Below are 18,154 nucleotides of genomic sequence, written 5' to 3' on the forward strand. Positions count from 1 at the left end.
TCGTCCCCTCGCGAGCGCGCTACAAGGCGCGCAACAGCGCGCGCAGGAACTGCTTGACCTCGTCGCGGTACTCCACGCCGATCCAGGCCACCACCGCCATGCCCAGCAGCACGGCCACGCCCATCACCATCCATTTGCTCGAACTCATGCCGCCGCTTCCGCGCTCCTTTCTCCGTTCTGGGTTTGGCCGGACGCCTGCAACAACGGCGCCGGGTCGGGCAAGGGCTGCATCGCCGGCGGTTCGCTCCAGGCGGCCACTTCGTGGTCCAGCGGATGCTGGATCGCCGGCAGGCCGTTCCAGGCGGGATCGAGGAACTCGCGTCCCACCGCGACCACCTTGCGGAAGAATTCGTCCCCGCCCTGGATCAACTGCTCGCGTTCCCGCCCGGCGCGATGGAAGGCCTGCTCCAGCGCCGCCTGCAGTTCGTTCTCGATGCGGTCCAGTTGCGCGGCGGGCGGGCGTGGGCCGAGCGCGGCGGCCTGCTCGTCGGCGTGCCGGTGCAGTTGGGTGGCCTGCGCCAGGTAGGCGGGGACCACCTGCTCCAGCTTCTTCGCGCGGGCCTTGTCCTGCAGTTGCAGCAGTTCCCACAGCACCTGCGGCAAGGTGGTGGCCTGACGGTCCTGGACCGACAGCGGCTTGGCGGCGCGCACGGCTTCGAGCAGGTGCTCGCGCGCGGCATCGCGCTGGCCGTGCTGGAGCAGGCACCACCCCGCCATGCGCCGGCCCTCGATATCGAACATCGGGTGCGGGATCTCCGCGGCCGACTGCGCGGCCGACAGGTAGGCCTGCGCGGCGCGCTCGGGCTGCTGCGCGGCCAGCCAGCAGCCGGCCTCGCCGAACCAACTCTGCATCGCCAGTTGCGGCGCGGCGGCATGGCCCAGCGCGGCGGCCGATTGCGCGGCGCTGCGCGCCTGGCGATAACCGGCGATCGCCTGTGCATGGTCGCCGCCCTTCAGCCAGGCGCCGGCCACCATCATCTGCACGGCGGCCTGCTGGTCGTGCCAGCCATGGCGCTGCGCCAACCCCAGCGCGCGCTCGGCGCGCTCGGCGACCTGCTGCGGGCGGCCGCGCTCGATCAGCAGCATCAGGTCGGTCAGCAACTGCCGGTACATCACTTGCGGACCGCTGCCGCCGGATTGCGCCGCGGTATCGCGCGCCAGGTCGAACATGTCCACCGGCGCGGTGACGATCGCGGCGTTGTTGCCGTGGCGGTCCAGCAGCGGCTGCCAGCGCGGCTGCTCGCGGCTGTCCACCAGCACCAGCCGCAGCTGCTGCGGCAGCACCGCCAGCGCCGCCTCGATCCATCGCTGCAGGCCTTCTTCGTAGCTGGCCCGTTCCGGCTCCAGCACCACCGCCAGCAGCCGCAGGTGCTCGCCATGGTGGCGCGCGAAGTCCTGCCAGACCTCCACGGTGCCTGCCGCGGTATCGGCATGCGCCGGCTGCGGGCCGCGCCAGCCCAGGGCCACGCCCTGGTCGCGCAGTTCCGCCTGGCTGCCGAGGTAGCGTTCCAGCAACGCCTGCTTGAGCGCGCGGCTGTAGCCGAAACCGGTGTCGAACGGCGTGTCCAGGCGCAGGAAGTAATCGGGCACGCTCCAATCGCCCTCGTGCTCCTGCATCTGCAGGAATGCGGCCAGCAGGCGCGCGGCGTTGGCCGGCAGCCGCCACACCAGCAGCCTTTTCGCCGGATCGGCGCTGGCTTCCAGCCAGGCGTCGCGCAGTGCCTCGACGCCGCGCAGCATGGGATTGGATTGCATCGGCGGTCTCCTGGCCGGTTCAGCAGTTGAGCTTGATCTCGCTGCCGTTCACCGACACGCCGCCGGCGTTGATGACCACCTCCGAGCCGCCGGCGCTGATGCGGATCTCGCCGTCGACCACCTCGATGAAGGCGCCGCCCACCGCCGCGGTCAGCTTGGTCCCCGACGCCAGCGTCATGTCGCTGCCCGACATCTGCTCGTGCTTGCCGCTGACGCCCTGCTCGAAATCGCCTTCCACGCCGACCGTGCGCGCTCCCTTGTTGGTGTCCTCCACGGCGCCCTCGACGCCACGCCGGTCCAGCCCGACCACGGCCACCTCGCGCCCGCCCTGCAACGTCTCGGACAGCTTGCCGACCACCTCGCGAGTCGAGGTGCTGGTCACCGTCTCCTTCCAGCTGCCGGTGCGCTGGCTGACGTAGTCGCCGGTCAGCGTGGTGGTGAAGTTGCCGGTGATGGTCTCGGTGTAGCCGGCGGAGGCGATCGTCTTGGTCTGCCCGGCCTGGTAGTTCTGCGTCACCGCGCCGGTGACGTTGGTGGTGCGCGTGCCGGTGACGCCCAGCGTGTCGTTGCCGGTGACCGTGATGCCGCGATTGGCGCCGACGGAGATGTCCTGGTTGGCGCCCACGCTCATGTTGTGGTTGGCGGCGACGCTGGTGGACTTGTTGTTCTGGATGGTCGCGTTCTGGTCGTTGAGCACGGTGGTGACCATGTCGCGCTGGGCGCGCATGTTCAGCAGCTCGCCGCCGGCGCCGTCGTGCATGCTGATCTCGTTCCAGCCCTCGCCCTTGACGGTCTTCGACTTCAGGCCGCTGACCTCCATGCCGAACGGCGGCATGTTGTCCTCGTTGTAGACCCGCCCGGTGATGATCGGGCGGTCCGGGTCGCCGTCGAGGAAATCGACCACCACCTCCTGGCCGACGCGCGGCGGCGACACGCCGCCCATGTCGGCGCCCGCCCACGGGCTGGCGCTGCGGATCCAGCACGAGCTGTTCTCGCGCCTGTCGCCCTGGCGGTCCCAGTGGAACTGCACCTTGACCCGCCCGTAGCGGTCGGCGTGCAGTTCCTCGCCGGGCGGGCCCACCACCGTGGCGGTCTGCGGACCGGGCATGCGCGGCCACGGCGTGCGCCGCAGCGGCCGGTACGGGATCTTGCGGCGCAGCACCTCGGCGCGGATTTCGTGGCTCGGCGACTCGGCGTCGCCATAGTCGCTGGAGAAGTTGTTGCGTCCCTCGCGCTGCAGCTTGACCACGAAGAACTGCCGGTCCTCCTCGCTACGGCCGATGAAGTCCGGATAGCGCTCCAGGGTGAAACAGCTGCCCGCCTGAAGCCCGGCGACGTTGCCCTCGCATTCGAACAGCTTGGTCGGCCATACCGCTTCCTCGCTGCGCACCGCCGCCAGCGCCGTGCCGACCTGGCTGTCGGCGAAGCGCGCGGCGCCGTCGTAGCGGTATTGCTCCAGCTCCGGCAGCGCGCCCATCGGGATGCTGCGGCCGTTGCTGGCCAACAGGGCGCTGCGCGGCTGCTTGAAATCGAAGCTCTTCAACGACTGCGCGCTGGGCCCCACCCGGCGCCGCGCGCCCCAGCGATGCAAGCCCGGGCGCGCCAGCACGCCCTGGTCGGAGACGAATTCCACTTTGGCCGGCTCGCCATGGGCGGCGCTGGCGGTGGAATCGTCGCACAGCACCAGGGTGTGGCCCTGGTCGTGGTGGCGGAAACCGTAGTGGATGCCGGCATCCTCGAGCAGGCGCGAGACGAAGGCGAAGTCCGACTCGTTGTACTGCACGCAATACGGCAGCTTGGGCAGGCGCCCGGCGTTGAGGTCGAACTGGTAGTCGGCCAGTTGCGGGTAGGCGTCGAACACCTGCTCGACGATCTCCAGCACGCTCAGGTCCTGGAAGATGCGGCAGTTGCTGGTGTAGTCCAGGAACGCGAACCAGGGCGCGATCTCGGCGCGATAACTGCTCAGCTGCGCCTCGCTGCCGGTGCTGGCGAACTCGCGCACGTACCCGTGCACGCTGCGGCCGCCGAACTCGTCGCCCAGTTGCAGGCGCAGCGGCTGGCCCACCAGCTGCTTGAGCTCCAGCCGCGATTGGCCCGACAGCAGGTCGATGCGGTAGGAGAACGGTTCCGAAACCGCCTCGCTGCCTTCGAAGCGCTTGACCAGGAAGGTGTCCGGATCGAGCACCGTATCGACGCGGATCAGGCGCCGGTCCTGGTTCAGGCGCGTGAAGGCGTCCAATGGCGTGAGAGCGGCGGCATGCATTGCTGGCGTTCCTTCGTCCCATGACCGGAAGCCGCAAATTTGCCATCGCCGACATGAAACGCCAAGATTTTGACGCAGCTTTTTTCCGCACGGCTTGCTGAATCCATTCAGTGCCGCGAAAGCTGCGATGGCCGTCACACCGACGGCCATCGCGCGGGCGCGTCAGCGCGCCTTGTACAACTCGCTCAACCGGTCCGGCTTGCCGGCGATGCGCACCAGGTTCGGGTACAGCAGGCCGCCGTGGTAATCGACCTTGATCGTGCGGTAGCGGTCGAACTGCTTCACCAGCAGCTCGATCGGCGCCGGGCTGTCCTTGGCCGCGGCCACCGCGTCCTTGATCGCGTCCGGGCTGAATTCCTTGCCGTTGACCGCGACGATGGTCATGCCGGTGCCGATGCCCGCATTGAACGCCGGGCTGTCCCACAGCACGTCGGAGATATCGCCCTTGGCGCCGGTCGCCACGCCCAGCGAGTAGGTCAGGTTGGCGCCCTTGCTGCGCTGCTCGCCCGCCTTGAACGCCTCGTTGGGCTTGTCGGTGTAGACCAGCTTCCAGCCGGCGGCCTCGATCCCGTCGACGATCGGGCCGTGTCCGTCGATGCGCTCGCGCAGGAAGCCGGCCCAATCGTACGGCGCGATCCGGTCGAGCGTGGCGACGATGTCCTCGAAGGTGTACGGATTGACGTCCCAGGCGCCGTTGTCCATGCCGAAGAAGGCCTTGGCGAAGTCGTCGATCGAACGCTTGTCGCCGCTCAGCTCGCGCAACTTGCCGTCCACCGCCAGCCACACCATCTGGCCGCCGGAGTAGTAGTCCTCGCTCATCTGGTAGTTGCGGAACGCACGCGACGCGCGCCGTGCGATGGTCGGGTCGTTGGTGGTGTCCTGGATCGTGCGCCACGCCAGGCCCGGGCGGCCGCGATCGTAGGTGGCCGCGACGCCGGCCAGCATGTCGCGCGCCTGCTCCTGGCTCCACAGGCCCGAGCGCGCCGCGACGACGTGGCCGAAGAACTGGGTCTGGCCCTCGTACAGCCACAGCAGCGAGTCGCCCATCGGCACGTTGAAGTTGGGCGTGGCCAGGTCGGCGCCGCGGCGGTACTTGCCGTTCCAGGAGTGGTTGAACTCGTGCGCCAGCAGGTCGCGGCCGGCCCAGGTCTTGTCCCATTCGGTGAAGTACCCGGTCGCGCCGCTGTTCTCGCTGGACCGGTGGTGCTCCAGGCCGATCCCGCCGAGCTTGTCGGTCAGCGCCAGCAGGAACTCGTAGTGGTCGAAGTGGCGCGCCCCGTACAGCTTGTCCATCTGCTGCACCAGGGCCTGGTGCGCCTTGACCTGCTCCGGCCTGGCCTCCAGGTACTTGGCCTCGTCGGCGAACACGTTGAGATAGACCGGCTGCTTGCCCGCCGCGTCCAGCGCGTAGCGCTTGTGGTACCTGCCGGCGAAGATCGGCGAATCCACCAGGTCGTCGTAGTCGATCGGCTTGAAGGTCACCTTGTTGCCGTCGCGCCGTTCGGTCTCCAGCGCGGTGGCGTACTCCCAGCCCTGCGGCAAGGTCACGCTCGCCACGGTCTTGATGTTGCGCGCGTAGTAGCCGGCCGGATACAGCGAAGCGGTGTTCCACTGCAGGTTCAGCATCTCCGGGGTCATCGTCACGCGCCCCTGCCCGTCGCCCTGCGAGGACAGGAACTGGAACTCGGCGCTGATCGCGCGCGAGCCTTCCGGCACGTCAACCTTGAAGGCGTAGACGTCGTACGGGTCGCGCGTCCACTTCAGCACCTTGCCCGCATCGTCCTTCACCACCAGCCCGGCGACCTTGTCGATCGGGCCGCTCGGCGCATGGTTGCCCGGGATCCATTGCGGATACAGCAGGGTCATCGTGCCGGGCGTGGCCGGCATGGTGGCGCGCACCCGGAAGATGCGGCGGTCGATGTCGGTGGCATCGACGTCGATGCGCAGCACGCCGTCGAAAGGCACGTCGCGCGGCGGCGCGGTCTGGGCCTGCGCGGCGGGCAGCGAGAGGACGGCGAGCAGCGAAAGCGCCAGGACGGTGGGGGTCTTCATCTGAACTCCAGCAGCAGGATGGACGGCGACGGAAAACGCCGATGCTACGCCGCCGCGGTCCCGCACCGGCCTGCCATAGGTCATACCCGCACCCCTTGCCGCTCGGGGGGAACCGAACCCTTGCGGGAAGGACTTCGGTCCCGACAGCGCCTGTATTCGAATCCCCGCACATGGATGTGCGGGCTCCTGCAGAGGGACCTGCACAAAAGAAAGGCCGCCAATCGCTTGGCGGCCTTCGGCAACGTGGGGGGACGTCGCGCCTCAGTGCATCATGTTGACGTTGAGGTTGTGCATGACCCACAGCGAGCCGATGATCACGATGCCGATGATCAGGATCGAGAACAGGCCCACGTGCACGTTGGAGCGCTGTTCCGGGGAACGGTCCATGTGCAGGAAGTAGACGATGTGCACCAGCATCTGCACCGCCGCCAGCACCGAGATGACGATCACGGTCGCGCCCTTGGAGAACGCGCCGCTCATCACCATCGCGAACGGGATGACGGTCAGCACCACCGCCATCGCGAAGCCGATCAGGTAGGACTTCAGCCCGCCGCCGTGCGAATCGGCGGCATGGGTGTCGGAATGGTTGTCGTGGTGGGCCATTACAGTGCTCCCAGCAGGTAGACGACGGTGAACACGCCGATCCAGATGATGTCCAGGAAGTGCCAGAACAGGCTCAGGCACGCCAGGCGGGTGCTGTTGCGCGCGGTCAGGCCGTTCTTGGCGATCTGGATCACCAGCACCAGCATCCACAGCAGGCCCGAGGCCACGTGCAGGCCGTGCGTGCCGACCAGCGTGAAGAACGCCGACAGGAACGCGCTGCGGCCGGGGCCGGCGCCTTCGTGGATCAAGTGGCGGAACTCGTAGATTTCCATGCACAGGAAGCCGATGCCGAACAGCGCGGTCACCGCCAGCCAGCCATACAGGCCGCCCATCTTGCGCTTGTGCGCGGACAGCATCGCGAAGCCGAAGGTCAAGCTGCTGAACAGCAGCAGGAAGGTCTCCACGAGCACGAACTTCAGGTCGAACAGCTCCTTCGCGGTCGGCCCGTCCACCGTCGCGCCGCTGAGCACGGCATAGGTGGCGAACAGGCCGGCGAACAGGATGCAGTCGCTCATCAGGTACACCCAGAAGCCGAAGACGGTGTTGCCGCCGGCATCGTGGTGACCGTGGTCGTGGTCGTGGTGGCCGCCCGCGTGGGCGGCCCCGTGGTGGTCGAGTGTGGTGGTGGACATGGGTCTCATCCTGCCTTCGCGGCGTGGGCCGCCTGGTGCTTCTCAAGCTGGGCGAAGCGCTCGTTCTCGATGCGCTCGACCTCGGCCGCAGGCACGTAGTAGTCGATGTCGTTGTCGAAGGTGCGGGCGATGAAGCTGCCGATCATGCCGACCAGGCCGACCACCGCCATCCACCAGATGTGCCAGGTCAGGCCGAAGCCGAGCGCGATGCTGAACGCACCGATCCAGAAGCCCGCCGCCGTGTTGCGCGGCATGTGGATGTCCTCGTACTTGGCCGGCTTCACCCAGCCCTTGCCGCGCTGCTTGTCCTCCCAGAACTGGTCGATGCTGTCGACCTTCGGCAGGTGGGCGAAGTTGTAGAACGGCGGCGGCGAGGACGTGGCCCACTCCAGGGTGCGGCCGTCCCACGGGTCGCCGGTGACGTCCAGGTTCTTCTTGCGCTGGAAGAAGCTGACGAACAGCTGCGCCAGGTTGAAGAAGATGCCCAGCGCCACGATCGCGGCACCCGCGGCGGCCACGTGCAGCCACGGGATCCATTCCGGGTTGCTGTAGGTGTTCAGGCGACGGGTCATGCCCATGAAGCCCAGCACGTACAGCGGGGTGAACGCCACGAAGAAGCCGACGATCCAGCACCAGAACGAGGCCTTGCCCAGCTTCTCGTTGAGCTTGAAGCCGAACGCCTTGGGGAACCAGTAGGTCAGGCCCGCCAGGTAGCCGAACACCACGCCGCCGATGATCGCGTTGTGGAAGTGCGCGATCAGGAACAGGCTGTTGTGCAGCACGAACGACACCGCCGGGATCGCCATCATCACGCCGGTCATGCCGCCGATGGTGAAGGTGACCATCGCGCCCAGCGTCCACATCACCGGCGAGGTGAAGTGCACGCGGCCGCGGAACATCGTGAACAGCCAGTTGAACAGCTTCACGCCGGTCGGGATCGAGATGATCATCGTCGTGATGCCGAAGAACGCGTTGACGTTGGCGCCGGCGCCCATCGTGAAGAAGTGGTGCAGCCACACGATGAAGGACAGCACGCCGATGCACGCCGTCGCGTACACCATCGAGGTGTAGCCGAACAGCTTCTTGCGGCTGAAGGTGGCGATGACTTCCGAGTAGATGCCGAACGCCGGCAGCACCAGGATGTACACCTCCGGGTGGCCCCAGATCCAGATCAGGTTGACGTACATCATGGCGTTGCCGCCACCGTCGTTGGTGAAGAAGTGCGTGCCGAGGTAACGGTCCGCGCCCAGCAGCGCCAGCGCCACGGTCAGGATCGGGAACGCCGCGATGATCAGGATGTTGGTGACCAGCGCGGTCCAGGTGAAGATCGGCATCTTCATCAGGTTCATGCCCGGCGCGCGCATGCGCATGATCGTGACGAAGAAGTTGATGCCGGTCAGCAACGTGCCCAGGCCGGATATCTGCAGGGCCCATATGTAGTAGTCGACGCCGACCCCCGGACTGTATTCCAGGCCCGACAGCGGCGGGTACGCCAGCCAGCCGGTCTGCGCGAACTCACCCACGCCCAGCGAGATGTTGACCAGCGCCACGCCGGCCACGAACAGCCAGAAGCTCAGCGAGTTCAGGAACGGATAGGCCACGTCGCGCGCGCCGATCTGCAGCGGCACCACGAGGTTGATCAGGCCCGTCATGAACGGCATGGCCATGAAGAAGATCATGATCACGCCGTGCGCGGTGAAGATCTGGTCGTAGTGGTGCGGCGGGAAGATGCCCGGGTTGCCGTCGTGGGCGATCGCCAGCTGGGTGCGCATCATCGCCGCGTCGGCGAAGCCGCGCAGCAGCATGACCAGCGCGACGATGATGTACATCACGCCGATCTTCTTGTGGTCCACCGAGGTGATCCACTCGCGCCACAGGTAGCCCCACAGCTTGTACTTGGTAACGAGGGCCAGTATCACCAGGCCGATCAGACCGGCGCCGCCGAGGGCGCCCATGATGATCGGCTCGTGGTACGGGATCGCCTCGAGCGTGAGTTTGCCTAGCATCACTTGCCTCCGGAGGTGCACATGGCGACCGGCTCGGCGGCCATCGCCTGATGGTCATGGCCTTCCATGCGGTGGCCCTTGCCCATCATGTATTTGTCGATCAGCGACTTGAACATGCCGTCCTGCACCGACGAGTAGTAGGTGACCGGGTAGTCGCTCTTGTCGTTGCGGTTGGCCGCCAGCGCCTGGTACTCGGCGGCCTGCAGCGACTGCGGCGCGGCCTTGACCTTGGCGACCCAGGCGTCGAAGCCGGCCTGGTCGGGCGTGGCGCGGGCGACGAAGTTCATCTTCGAGAAGCCGTGGCCGCTGTAGTTCGCCGAGATGCCCGGGAAGTCGCCCGGCTCGTTCGCGATCAGGTGCAGCTTGGTCTCCATGCCGGCCATCGCGTAGATCTGCGTGCCCAGGTGCGGGATGAAGAACGAGTTCATCACCGTGTCGGAGGTGATCTTGAAGTTGATCGGCGTGTCGACCGGGAAGGCGATCTCGTTGACCGTCGCGATGCCCTGCTCCGGATAGATGAACAGCCACTTCCAGTCCATCGCGACCGCTTCGATCGTGATCGGCTTGACGTCCGACTGCAGCGGCTTGTACGGGTCCAGCGCATGCGACGAGCGCCAGGTCAGCACCGCCAGCACCAGGATGATCAGGCACGGAATCGACCAGACCACCACCTCGATCGCCGTGGAGTGCGACCAGTTCGGCTCGTAGCGCGCCTTGGTGTTGGAGGCCCGGTACTTCCAGGCGAACGCGATGGTCATCACGATCACCGGGACGACGACCAGCAGCATCAGCACCACGGCGGTGATCAGCAGGGTCTTCTCATCCTGGCCGACCTGGCCCTTGGGATTGAGGATGGCCGAGTTGCAACCCGTCAGCAGCAGAAGCAACGACGGCAGCAGCAGGCCTGGACGAAGTACACGCCCGGGGAGTTTCAACGGAATCATCGGTCGATCCAATTGCGAGGGGGCGCCAACCCCCGTCCGGCCTCGACGGGACGCACCGGATGTTGCATCCGGCCCGCACGGAGCGAATGGCCCGACTTGGACGTGGGTTAACAGGGCAATTTTATTGCGTGCTGCAACCGCACGAAAGCGGTTGACAATGATTCGGCTCAACCAAAGCCGCGCAACAGGCTGCGACATATTGCCGCACAGATGCGGCGGCGCGCGCGCAACGCGCATGCCACAAAGCAAACGGGCCGTCCGCGATGCGGACGGCCCGGTGCTGGAGTGGTGCCGGAAACAGGAGTCGAACCTGCGACCTACGCATTACGAATGCGCCGCTCTACCAACTGAGCTATTCCGGCCGAGCCGCGAATTCTAGGCGCTCGCGCCGGGGTCGGTCAATCGCCCGGGACCGCGCACGGCGGAGCGGGACGGCCCCGCCACTTCGCCGCGGGCGGACGCTTACCCGACCAGCTGCAGCCGCAGTTCCTTGGGCAGCGCGAACACCATCGATTCGGGTTCGCCGGCCAGTTCGGACACGTTGCCCGCGCCGAGTTCGCGCAAGCGGGCGATCACGCCGTCGACCAGCACCTGCGGCGCGGACGCGCCCGCGGTCAGGCCGACCCGCCGCTTGCCGGCGACCCAGGCCGGATCGATCTCCTGCGCGCCGTCGATCAGGTAGGCCTCCACGCCCTCGCGGCGGGCCAGCTCGGCCAGCCGGTTGGAGTTGGAGCTGTTCGGCGAGCCGACCACCAGCACCAGGTCGCACTGCTGCGACAGCTCGCGCACCGCGTCCTGGCGGTTCTGGGTGGCGTAGCAGATGTCGTCGTTCTTCGGCCCCTGCATCGCCGGGAAGCGCTCGCGCAGCGCCTCGATGATGCCGCGGGTGTCGTCCACCGACAGCGTGGTCTGGGTCGTGTAGGCCAGGTTCTCCGGCTGCGCCACGTCCAGCGCGGCGACGTCGTCGATATCCTCGACCAGGTAGATGCGTCCGGCGCCCGCCTCGCGGTTCCACTGGCCCATCGTGCCCTCCACCTCCGGGTGGCCGGCATGCCCGATCAGCACCACGTCGCGCCCGGCGCGGCAGTGCCGGGCCACTTCCAGGTGCACCTTGGTGACCAATGGGCAGGTCGCGTCGAACACCTTCAACCCGCGCCGCTCGGCCTCGCTGCGCACCGCCTGCGAGACCCCGTGCGCGCTGAAGATGACCGTGTTGCCGTCGGGCACCTCGTCCAGTTCCTCGACGAAGATCGCCCCGCGCTGCTTGAGGTCGTCGACCACGAAGCGGTTGTGCACCACCTCGTGGCGCACGTAGATCGGCGCGCCCAGCGTCTCGATCGCGCGCTTGACGATCTCGATCGCGCGGTCGACGCCGGCGCAGAAGCCACGGGGATTGGCGAGCAGGACGTCCATAGGTTCGGCGGGCCCGGCCACGGCGGGCCGGATCTTCAGCAGGGTTGGCCCGGCATTATCCCGCTTTTTGCTTGCGCTTGCCGTCGAACAGCCCGGACAGCACGATTCCCACGGCGCCTGCGACGATCGCCGAGTCGGCCACGTTGAACGACGGCCAGTAGTGGTCGCCGACGTACCACTGGATGAAATCCACGACGTGGCCGTGTACCAGCCGGTCGATCACGTTGCCGATCGCCCCGCCGATCACCAGCGCGTACGGCAGCGCGCTGCGCCAGTCGCCGCGCGGGGTCCGCGCCAGCCACACCGCCATCAAGCCGCTGATGCCCACCGCCAGCAGCGTGAAGAACCAGAGCTGCCAGCCGCCGGCGTCGCTGAGGAAACTGAACGCCGCGCCGGTGTTGTAGGTGCGGTACCAGTTCCAGAACCCGTCGATCACCGGGACCGGCGTGAATTCGGGCAGGCTGGACAGCACCCAGGCCTTGCTCCACTGGTCCAGGCCGATGATCGCCGCAGACAGCAGCAGCCAGATCAGGGCATCGGGTTTGGGTCGTGCGGTCATGGAATCACCTTGCTGTTCCTTCTCCCGCCGGCGGGAGAAAGCGCCCGGAGGGCGGATGAGGGTAGTCAGAGCCGGGGGCGCCGTCGAGCGTCCTCATCCGGCGCCTTGCGCCCCCCTTCTCCCGCCTGCGGGAGAAGGAAAGGACAAGATTCCCGCGGGCGGGAGAAGGGAAAAGCAGGTCAGAACCAACGCCGGTCCTCGCCGGGGCCTTCGACGTTGCTCGCGCAGCGCCCGCACAGCTCCAGATGCCCCGGGTCGGCGCCGACGTCCGCGCGGTGGTGCCAGCAGCGCACGCACTTCGGCTTGTTCGTGGGCTGCGCGCTGACGAAGATGCCGTCGGTGCTGGCCGGCGCGACCACCACGTCGCCGCTGATGAACAGGAAACGCAGTTCGTCGGCCAGCGGCTGCCAGCGCGCGGCGCTGACCGCGTCGGCGGCGACGGTGATCTCCGCTTCCAGCGCCGCGCCGATCGCGCCGTTGGCGCGCATCGGCTCGAGCACCTTGGCGACCTGCTCGCGCAGCGCCAGCAGCCTGTCGAAATCGGCCGCGTTCAGCTCGGCATCGGCCGGCAGCGGGGCCAGGCCGTCGTACCAGGTCTCGAACAGCACGTTGGCCTTGCGCTCGCCGGGCAGGTAACCCCACAGCTCGTCTGCCGTGAAGCTCAGCACCGGCGCGATCCAGCGCACGAACGCCTCGGCCACGCGGTACATGGCGCTCTGCGCCGAACGCCGGCCGCGCGAGTCCTCGGCCATCGTGTACAGGCGGTCCTTGGTCACGTCCAGGTACAGCGACCCCAGGTCCACGCTGCAGAAGTTCAGCAGCGCCTGCACGATGGTGGCGAAATCGTAGCGCTCGTAGGCGGCCTTGATCTTCTCCTGCACCTCCCAGGCGCGGTGCACGATCCAGCGGTCCAGCGCGACCATGTCCGCGAGCGGGCGCAGGTGCGCGGCCGGGTCGAAGCCGGCCAGGTTGCCGAGCAGGAAGCGCGCGGTGTTGCGGATGCGGCGGTAGGCGTCGGCGTTGCGCTTGAGGATCTCCTGCGACAGCGACATCTCGTTGCTGTAGTCGGCCGAGGCGATCCACAGGCGCAGGATGTCCGCGCCCAGCGTCTTCATGATGTCCTGCGGCTCGATGCCGTTGCCGAGCGACTTGGACATCTTGCGGCCGTGCTCGTCGACGGTGAAGCCGTGGGTCAGGCACTGCCGGTACGGCGCCGCCTTGTCGATCGCCACGCCGCTCAGCAGCGAGGACTGGAACCAGCCGCGGTGCTGGTCCGAGCCTTCCAGGTACAGGTCGGCCGGCTTGGGCAGGCCGCGGTCGGGCAGCACCGCGTCGTGGGTGACGCCGGAATCGAACCAGACGTCGAGGATGTCGGTGATCTTCTCGTACTCGCCGGCCTCGGCGCCGAGCAGCTCGGCCGGGTCCAGCGCGTACCACGCGTCGACGCCGCCCTGCTCCACCTTGTCGGCGACCTGGCGCATCAGCTCGACGCTGCGCGGATGCGGCTCGCCGGTCTCGCGATGCACGAACAGCGCGATCGGCACGCCCCAGGTGCGCTGGCGCGAGATCGTCCAGTCCGGGCGGCCCTCGACCATGCCGGCAATGCGCGCCTGGCCCCATTCCGGGTACCACTTCACGCCCTCGATCGCCTTGAGCGCGTCGGCGCGCAGGTTGGCCTGCTCCATCGAGATGAACCACTGCGGGGTGGCGCGGAACGCGATCGGGGTCTTGTGGCGCCAGCAGTGCGGGTAGCTGTGCTCCATCTTGCCGGCCGACAGCAGCGTGCCGTTGCCGCGCAGCGCCTCGATGATGGCGTCGTTGGCCTTCCAGATGTGCAGCCCGGCCAGCTCGACGCCGTTGAACGCCGGGGTCGAGGGCAGGTACACGCCGCGACCGTCGACCGGATTGATCTGCGCGGCGGTATAGCGATCGATCAGCCCGTACTGGCGCGAGACCTGGTAGTCCTCCTGGCCGTGGCCGGGCGCGGTGTGCACCGCGCCGGTGCCGTCCTCGTCGGAGACGTGCTCGCCCAGCAGCAGCGGGATGTCGCGTTCGGCGTAGGCCGGGTGCGCCAGCAGCAGGTTCTCCAGTACGGCGCCCTTGACATGGCCATGCACGACCTCGCCGGCGACGCCGTAGCGCTGCAGCGCCTTGGCCGCCAGGGCGCTGGCCAGCACCAGCCAGCGCGGCTTGCCGTCGCGCGCCGGACCTTCGACCAGCACGTAGTCCAGCTCCGCGCCCAGCGTCACCGCCAGCGAGGCCGGCAGCGTCCACGGCGTGGTGGTCCAGATCGGCACCGCGACCTCGACGCCTTCCGGCAGCACCACGCCGAACTTCGCCGCCAGCGCGGCCGGATCGCGCGCCGGATAGGCGATGTCGACGGTGGGCGAGACCTTGTCGGCGTACTCGATCTCGGCCTCGGCCAGCGCCGAGCCGCAATCGAAGCACCAGTGCACCGGCTTCACGCCACGGGTCAGGTGGCCGTTGTCGACCACCTTGGCCAGCGCGCGGATCTCGTTGGCCTCGAAGCGGAAATCCAGCGACTTGTACGGGTTGTCCCAGTCGCCGATCACGCCCAGGCGCTTGAAGTCGCGGCGCTGCAGGTCGATCTGCTCGGCGGCGTATTCGCGGCACTTCTGGCGGAACTCGGGGGCGTCCAGCTTCACGCCGACCTTGCCGTACTTCTTCTCGATCGCGATCTCGATCGGCAGGCCGTGGCAGTCCCAGCCCGGGATGTACGGCGCGTCGAAGCCGGCCAGGTACTTCGACTTGACGATGATGTCCTTGAGGATCTTGTTGACCGCATGGCCGAGGTGGATCGCGCCGTTGGCGTACGGCGGGCCGTCGTGCAGTACGAACAGCGGCCGGCCCTTGGCGTTCTCGCGCAGCCGCGCGTACAGCCCCTCGCTCTCCCAGCGCTCCAGGATGCCCGGCTCGCGCTTGGGCAGGTCGCCGCGCATCGGGAAATCCGTCGCGGGCAGGTGGAGGGTGGTCTTGTAGTCTTGAGTCACGGGAATCTACCGTTTATTGAAGAGTCCGCACATGGATGTGCGGGCTTTTGCGAGGGACTCGCACCATCGGCGTCCGCGCATGAATGCGCGGGCTTTTGCGAGGGACTCGCACCATCGGCGTCCGCGCATGAATGCGCGGGCTTTTGCGAAGGACTCGCGCCATCGGCGTCCGCGCATGGATACACGGGCTTTTGCGAAGGACTCGCATGGAGAATGCGACGGGCCTGCTCGGCGTCGCGATGCATCTGTTCGGTCAGGGCGTCCAGCCCGGAAAATTTCTCTTCGTCGCGCAGCTTGGCCACGAACTCGACCTCGATGTGGCGGCCGTACAGGTCGCCCTGGTAGTCGAACAAGTGGGCCTCCAGCAGCGGCTCGACGCCGGCCACGGTCGGGCGCGTGCCGAAGCTGGATACCGACGGCCACGGCCGGCTCCCGTCGGGATCGCCGGACACGCCGTGCACCCAGGTGGCATAGATCCCCGCCAGCGCCGGCGTATGCGGGAAGCGCAGGTTGGCGGTCGGGAATCCCAGCGTGCGGCCGAGCTGCCGGCCGCGCACCACCCGCCCGCCGATCGCGTACGGCCGGCCCAGCAGGTCGGCCGCATGGGCGAACTCGCCCGCCACCAGCAGTTCGCGGATGCGCGTGGCGGACACGCGCTCGCCATGCTGGTGCACCGGCTCGATCTCGCCGGCCTCGAAGCCGAGCGCCCCGCCCATCCGGCGCAGCAGTTCGATGTCGCCGCCGCGCTTGTGGCCGAAACGGAACTCCGGCCCGATCCACACTTCCTGCGCCTGCAGCCGCTTGGCCAGCACTTGGCGCACGAAGTCCTCGGCGCTCATCGCCGAAAGCCTGCCGTCGAAGCGGATCAGGCCGACCGCATCGGCGCCGAACCGGCGCAGGCCTTCGATCTTGGCGCGAGCCAGGGTCAGGCGCGGCGGCGGTTCGCCCTTGGCGAAGAACTCGCGCGGCAGCGGCTCGAAACTGAGCGCCACCGCGGGCACGCCCCGCTGGCGCGCGCGCGCGGCCGCGTGGCGCACCAGCGCGCGGTGGCCCAGGTGCAGGCCATCGAAGGCGCCGATGCAGACCACGCTTCCGTGCGGGAACAGCGTCCCGCCCTCGACGTCTCTAAAAAGCCTGCTCATTCCGGTCGGACATTCGGCCCGCAAGGAGCCATCTTGGTTCGTTGGTCGATAGTTAAGGGCCCGGCACATGGATGTGCCGTGCTCCTGTGAGGGATTCACATTCAAGTATAGCCGGCCGCTCCCGCGATCAATGCCCGCGCAGGTCGCGCGGGCGGAAACCCAGCGCCAGCTGCGCCAGCGCGTAGGCCGCGCCGCCGGCCGCCACCAGGCCGAGCAGGCCGCCGATGCGGTGCCACTTGTCCATGGCCGTGAACTCCGGCAGCCAGTGCAGGCCCGCGCCGACCACCGCCGCCATCGCCAGGCACGACACCGCCAGCCGCAGCAGGAATCGCAGCCAGCCCGGCTTGCGCTGGTACACGCCGGCCTTGCCGAGCCAGTACCACAGCAGCCCCAGGTTGATGTAGCTGGCCAGCGCGCTGGCCAGCCCCAGCGCCAGGTGCAGGCCCGGCGTGCGCTTGAGCGCCTCCATCACCCCGAGCGCACGCACTTCCGGCGCCACCATCAACTGGTAGATCAGCGCCAGGAACGCGATGTTGAGCACCATGTTGGCCACCAGCGAGACCACGCCCGCGCGCACCGGCGTGCGCGTGTCCTGGCGCGCGTAGAACGCCGGCAGGATCACCTTGACCAGGGCGAAGGCCGGCAGGCCGAAGCTCAATCCCAGCACCGACAGGGCGGTCATCTGGGTCGAGAACGCGGTGAACTTGCCGTACTGGAACATCGTCGCCACCAGCGGCGTGGCCAGCAGCATCAGCCCGACCATCGCCGGCACCGCGATCAGCAGGGTCGTGCGCAGCCCCCAGTCCAGCGCCGCCGAGAAGCCTTCGCCGTCGGTCTTGACGTGGTGCCGGGACAGCGCCGGCAGGATCACCGTGCCCAGCGCCACCCCGAACAGGCCCAGCGGCAGCTCGAGGAACCGGTCCGCCTGCGACAGCCAGGACTGCGAACCGTCGTACAGGCGCGCGGCGATCACCGTGTCCAGCAGCAGGTTGATCTGGGCGATCGACGAGCCGAACAGGGTCGGCACCATAAGCGTCATCACCCGGCGCACGTCGGGATGGTTCCAGCCCCAGCGCGGCAGCGTGAGCAGGTCGATCCGCTTCAGCGACGGGAACTGGAACAGCAACTGCAGCACGCCGGCCAGCAGCACCGCCCAGCCCATCGCCAGGATCGGCACCTGCAACCGCGGCGCCAGCCACAGCGCGCCGGCGATCATGCACAGGTTGAGGATCACCGGGGTCAGCGCCGGCAACGCGAACTTCTGGAAGCTGTTCAGCGCCCCGCCCGCCAAGGCCGTGAGCGATACGAACAGCAGGAACGGGAAGGTCAGCCGCAGCAGGTCCTTGAGCAACTCGTATTTCTGGGGATCGGCGGCCTGGCCGTCGCTGAACAGCGCGGCCAGCTGCGGCGTCAGCAGCAGCCCCAGGGCGGTGACCACGAGCAGCGCCGCCCCCAGGGTGCCGGACACCCGCGACATCAGCTCGCGCAGTTCGGCGTGGCTGCGGGTCTCCTTCACTTCCGTGAACACCGGCACGAACGCGGTCGAGAACGAGCCTTCCGCGAACAGCCGGCGCAGGAAGTTGGGGATGCGGAAGGCCACCCAGAACGCGTCGGTGACCGCGTTGGTACCGAAGCTGTAGCTGATCGACCAGTCCCGGACCAGGCCCAGCACGCGGGAAATCATGGTCATGCTGCTGAACGACAGCACCCCCCGCAACATGCGCGACGAGCTCAAGGCCGGCCCCCCTTGACAACTGACTTGACGTACATTTCA

The 18,154-nt window shown here is 68.0% G+C and carries 13 protein-coding genes and 1 tRNA gene; all 14 read right to left on the reverse strand.

The features are described 5' to 3' along the window. Positions 1 to 19 precede the first annotated feature (19 nt). Positions 20 to 148 carry a hypothetical protein gene (locus M3M27_RS14500; protein WP_256661910.1) on the reverse strand — a complete coding sequence of 43 codons (129 nt, stop codon included), beginning with the start codon at positions 146 to 148 and terminating at the stop codon, positions 20 to 22. Next, positions 145 to 1,755, reverse strand: coding sequence for a hypothetical protein (locus tag M3M27_RS14505; RefSeq protein WP_434026087.1), 1,611 nt, complete (start codon positions 1,753 to 1,755; stop codon positions 145 to 147). The genes M3M27_RS14500 and M3M27_RS14505 overlap by 4 nt, the downstream gene beginning before the upstream one ends. 19 nt (positions 1,756 to 1,774) lie before the next feature. Next, the gene (locus M3M27_RS14510; protein WP_434026088.1) at positions 1,775 to 4,018 is read right to left on the reverse strand and encodes a type VI secretion system Vgr family protein; all 2,244 of its coding nucleotides are present in this window, start codon (positions 4,016 to 4,018) and stop codon (positions 1,775 to 1,777) included. A 162-nt stretch (positions 4,019 to 4,180) separates the two neighbouring features. Beyond that, complete coding sequence (locus M3M27_RS14515; protein ID WP_140722855.1) at positions 4,181 to 6,070, reverse strand: M61 family metallopeptidase; 1,890 nt, start codon at positions 6,068 to 6,070, stop codon at positions 4,181 to 4,183. Positions 6,071 to 6,331: 261 nt separating this feature from the next. Beyond that, positions 6,332 to 6,673, reverse strand: coding sequence for a cytochrome o ubiquinol oxidase subunit IV (gene cyoD, locus M3M27_RS14520; protein WP_140722858.1), 342 nt, complete (start codon positions 6,671 to 6,673; stop codon positions 6,332 to 6,334). Next, positions 6,673 to 7,314 (reverse strand): cytochrome o ubiquinol oxidase subunit III, encoded by a 642-nt coding sequence (gene cyoC / locus M3M27_RS14525; protein WP_140722861.1) that lies wholly within the window; start codon positions 7,312 to 7,314, stop codon positions 6,673 to 6,675. The genes cyoD and cyoC overlap by 1 nt, the downstream gene beginning before the upstream one ends. Beyond that, on the reverse strand, positions 7,311 to 9,311 hold the full coding sequence (gene cyoB / locus M3M27_RS14530; protein WP_140722864.1) for a cytochrome o ubiquinol oxidase subunit I: 2,001 nt from the start codon (positions 9,309 to 9,311) through the stop codon (positions 7,311 to 7,313). The genes cyoC and cyoB overlap by 4 nt, the downstream gene beginning before the upstream one ends. Further along, positions 9,311 to 10,255 carry a ubiquinol oxidase subunit II gene (cyoA, locus tag M3M27_RS14535; protein ID WP_140722868.1) on the reverse strand — a complete coding sequence of 315 codons (945 nt, stop codon included), beginning with the start codon at positions 10,253 to 10,255 and terminating at the stop codon, positions 9,311 to 9,313. The genes cyoB and cyoA overlap by 1 nt, the downstream gene beginning before the upstream one ends. A 286-nt stretch (positions 10,256 to 10,541) precedes the next feature. Then, positions 10,542 to 10,617 (reverse strand) — tRNA-Thr (locus tag M3M27_RS14540). A 100-nt stretch (positions 10,618 to 10,717) separates the two neighbouring features. Continuing rightward, a complete protein-coding gene (gene ispH, locus M3M27_RS14545; protein WP_140722872.1) occupies positions 10,718 to 11,668 on the reverse strand; it encodes a 4-hydroxy-3-methylbut-2-enyl diphosphate reductase in 951 nt (316 codons plus the stop codon). A gap of 55 nt (positions 11,669 to 11,723) precedes the next feature. Then, positions 11,724 to 12,227: a signal peptidase II gene (gene lspA / locus M3M27_RS14550; protein ID WP_140722875.1), complete on the reverse strand. Its 504-nt coding sequence runs from the start codon at positions 12,225 to 12,227 to the stop codon at positions 11,724 to 11,726. 179 nt (positions 12,228 to 12,406) lie between these two features. After that, a complete protein-coding gene (gene ileS, locus M3M27_RS14555) occupies positions 12,407 to 15,238 on the reverse strand; it encodes an isoleucine--tRNA ligase (protein WP_434026089.1) in 2,832 nt (943 codons plus the stop codon). Next, positions 15,235 to 16,380 carry a bifunctional riboflavin kinase/FAD synthetase gene (locus tag M3M27_RS14560; protein WP_434026091.1) on the reverse strand — a complete coding sequence of 382 codons (1,146 nt, stop codon included), beginning with the start codon at positions 16,378 to 16,380 and terminating at the stop codon, positions 15,235 to 15,237. The genes ileS and M3M27_RS14560 overlap by 4 nt, the downstream gene beginning before the upstream one ends. Positions 16,381 to 16,507: 127 nt before the next feature. Beyond that, the gene (gene murJ, locus M3M27_RS14565) at positions 16,508 to 18,100 is read right to left on the reverse strand and encodes a murein biosynthesis integral membrane protein MurJ (RefSeq protein WP_434026092.1); all 1,593 of its coding nucleotides are present in this window, start codon (positions 18,098 to 18,100) and stop codon (positions 16,508 to 16,510) included. Positions 18,101 to 18,154: the final 54 nt, after the last annotated feature.

This window comes from Xanthomonas boreopolis (assembly GCF_046529185.1).
GTDB classification, from domain to species: domain Bacteria; phylum Pseudomonadota; class Gammaproteobacteria; order Xanthomonadales; family Xanthomonadaceae; genus Pseudomonas_S; species Pseudomonas_S boreopolis.

Bases quoted from the DNA above. Each gene is read 5' to 3' on its own strand.
- murJ (WP_434026092.1), bottom strand. From the start codon at position 18,100: ATGTTGCGGGGGGTGCTGTCGTTCAGCAGCATGACCATGATTTCCCGC.
- M3M27_RS14510 (WP_434026088.1), bottom strand. From the start codon at position 4,018: ATGCATGCCGCCGCTCTCACGCCATTGGACGCCTTCACGCGCCTGAAC.
- M3M27_RS14560 (WP_434026091.1), bottom strand. From the start codon at position 16,380: ATGAGCAGGCTTTTTAGAGACGTCGAGGGCGGGACGCTGTTCCCGCAC.
- ispH (WP_140722872.1), bottom strand. From the start codon at position 11,668: ATGGACGTCCTGCTCGCCAATCCCCGTGGCTTCTGCGCCGGCGTCGAC.
- cyoA (WP_140722868.1), bottom strand. From the start codon at position 10,255: ATGATTCCGTTGAAACTCCCCGGGCGTGTACTTCGTCCAGGCCTGCTG.
- cyoB (WP_140722864.1), bottom strand. From the start codon at position 9,311: ATGCTAGGCAAACTCACGCTCGAGGCGATCCCGTACCACGAGCCGATC.
- M3M27_RS14515 (WP_140722855.1), bottom strand. From the start codon at position 6,070: ATGAAGACCCCCACCGTCCTGGCGCTTTCGCTGCTCGCCGTCCTCTCG.
- lspA (WP_140722875.1), bottom strand. From the start codon at position 12,227: ATGACCGCACGACCCAAACCCGATGCCCTGATCTGGCTGCTGCTGTCT.
- cyoD (WP_140722858.1), bottom strand. From the start codon at position 6,673: ATGGCCCACCACGACAACCATTCCGACACCCATGCCGCCGATTCGCAC.
- cyoC (WP_140722861.1), bottom strand. From the start codon at position 7,314: ATGAGACCCATGTCCACCACCACACTCGACCACCACGGGGCCGCCCAC.
- M3M27_RS14500 (WP_256661910.1), bottom strand. From the start codon at position 148: ATGAGTTCGAGCAAATGGATGGTGATGGGCGTGGCCGTGCTGCTGGGC.
- M3M27_RS14505 (WP_434026087.1), bottom strand. From the start codon at position 1,755: ATGCAATCCAATCCCATGCTGCGCGGCGTCGAGGCACTGCGCGACGCC.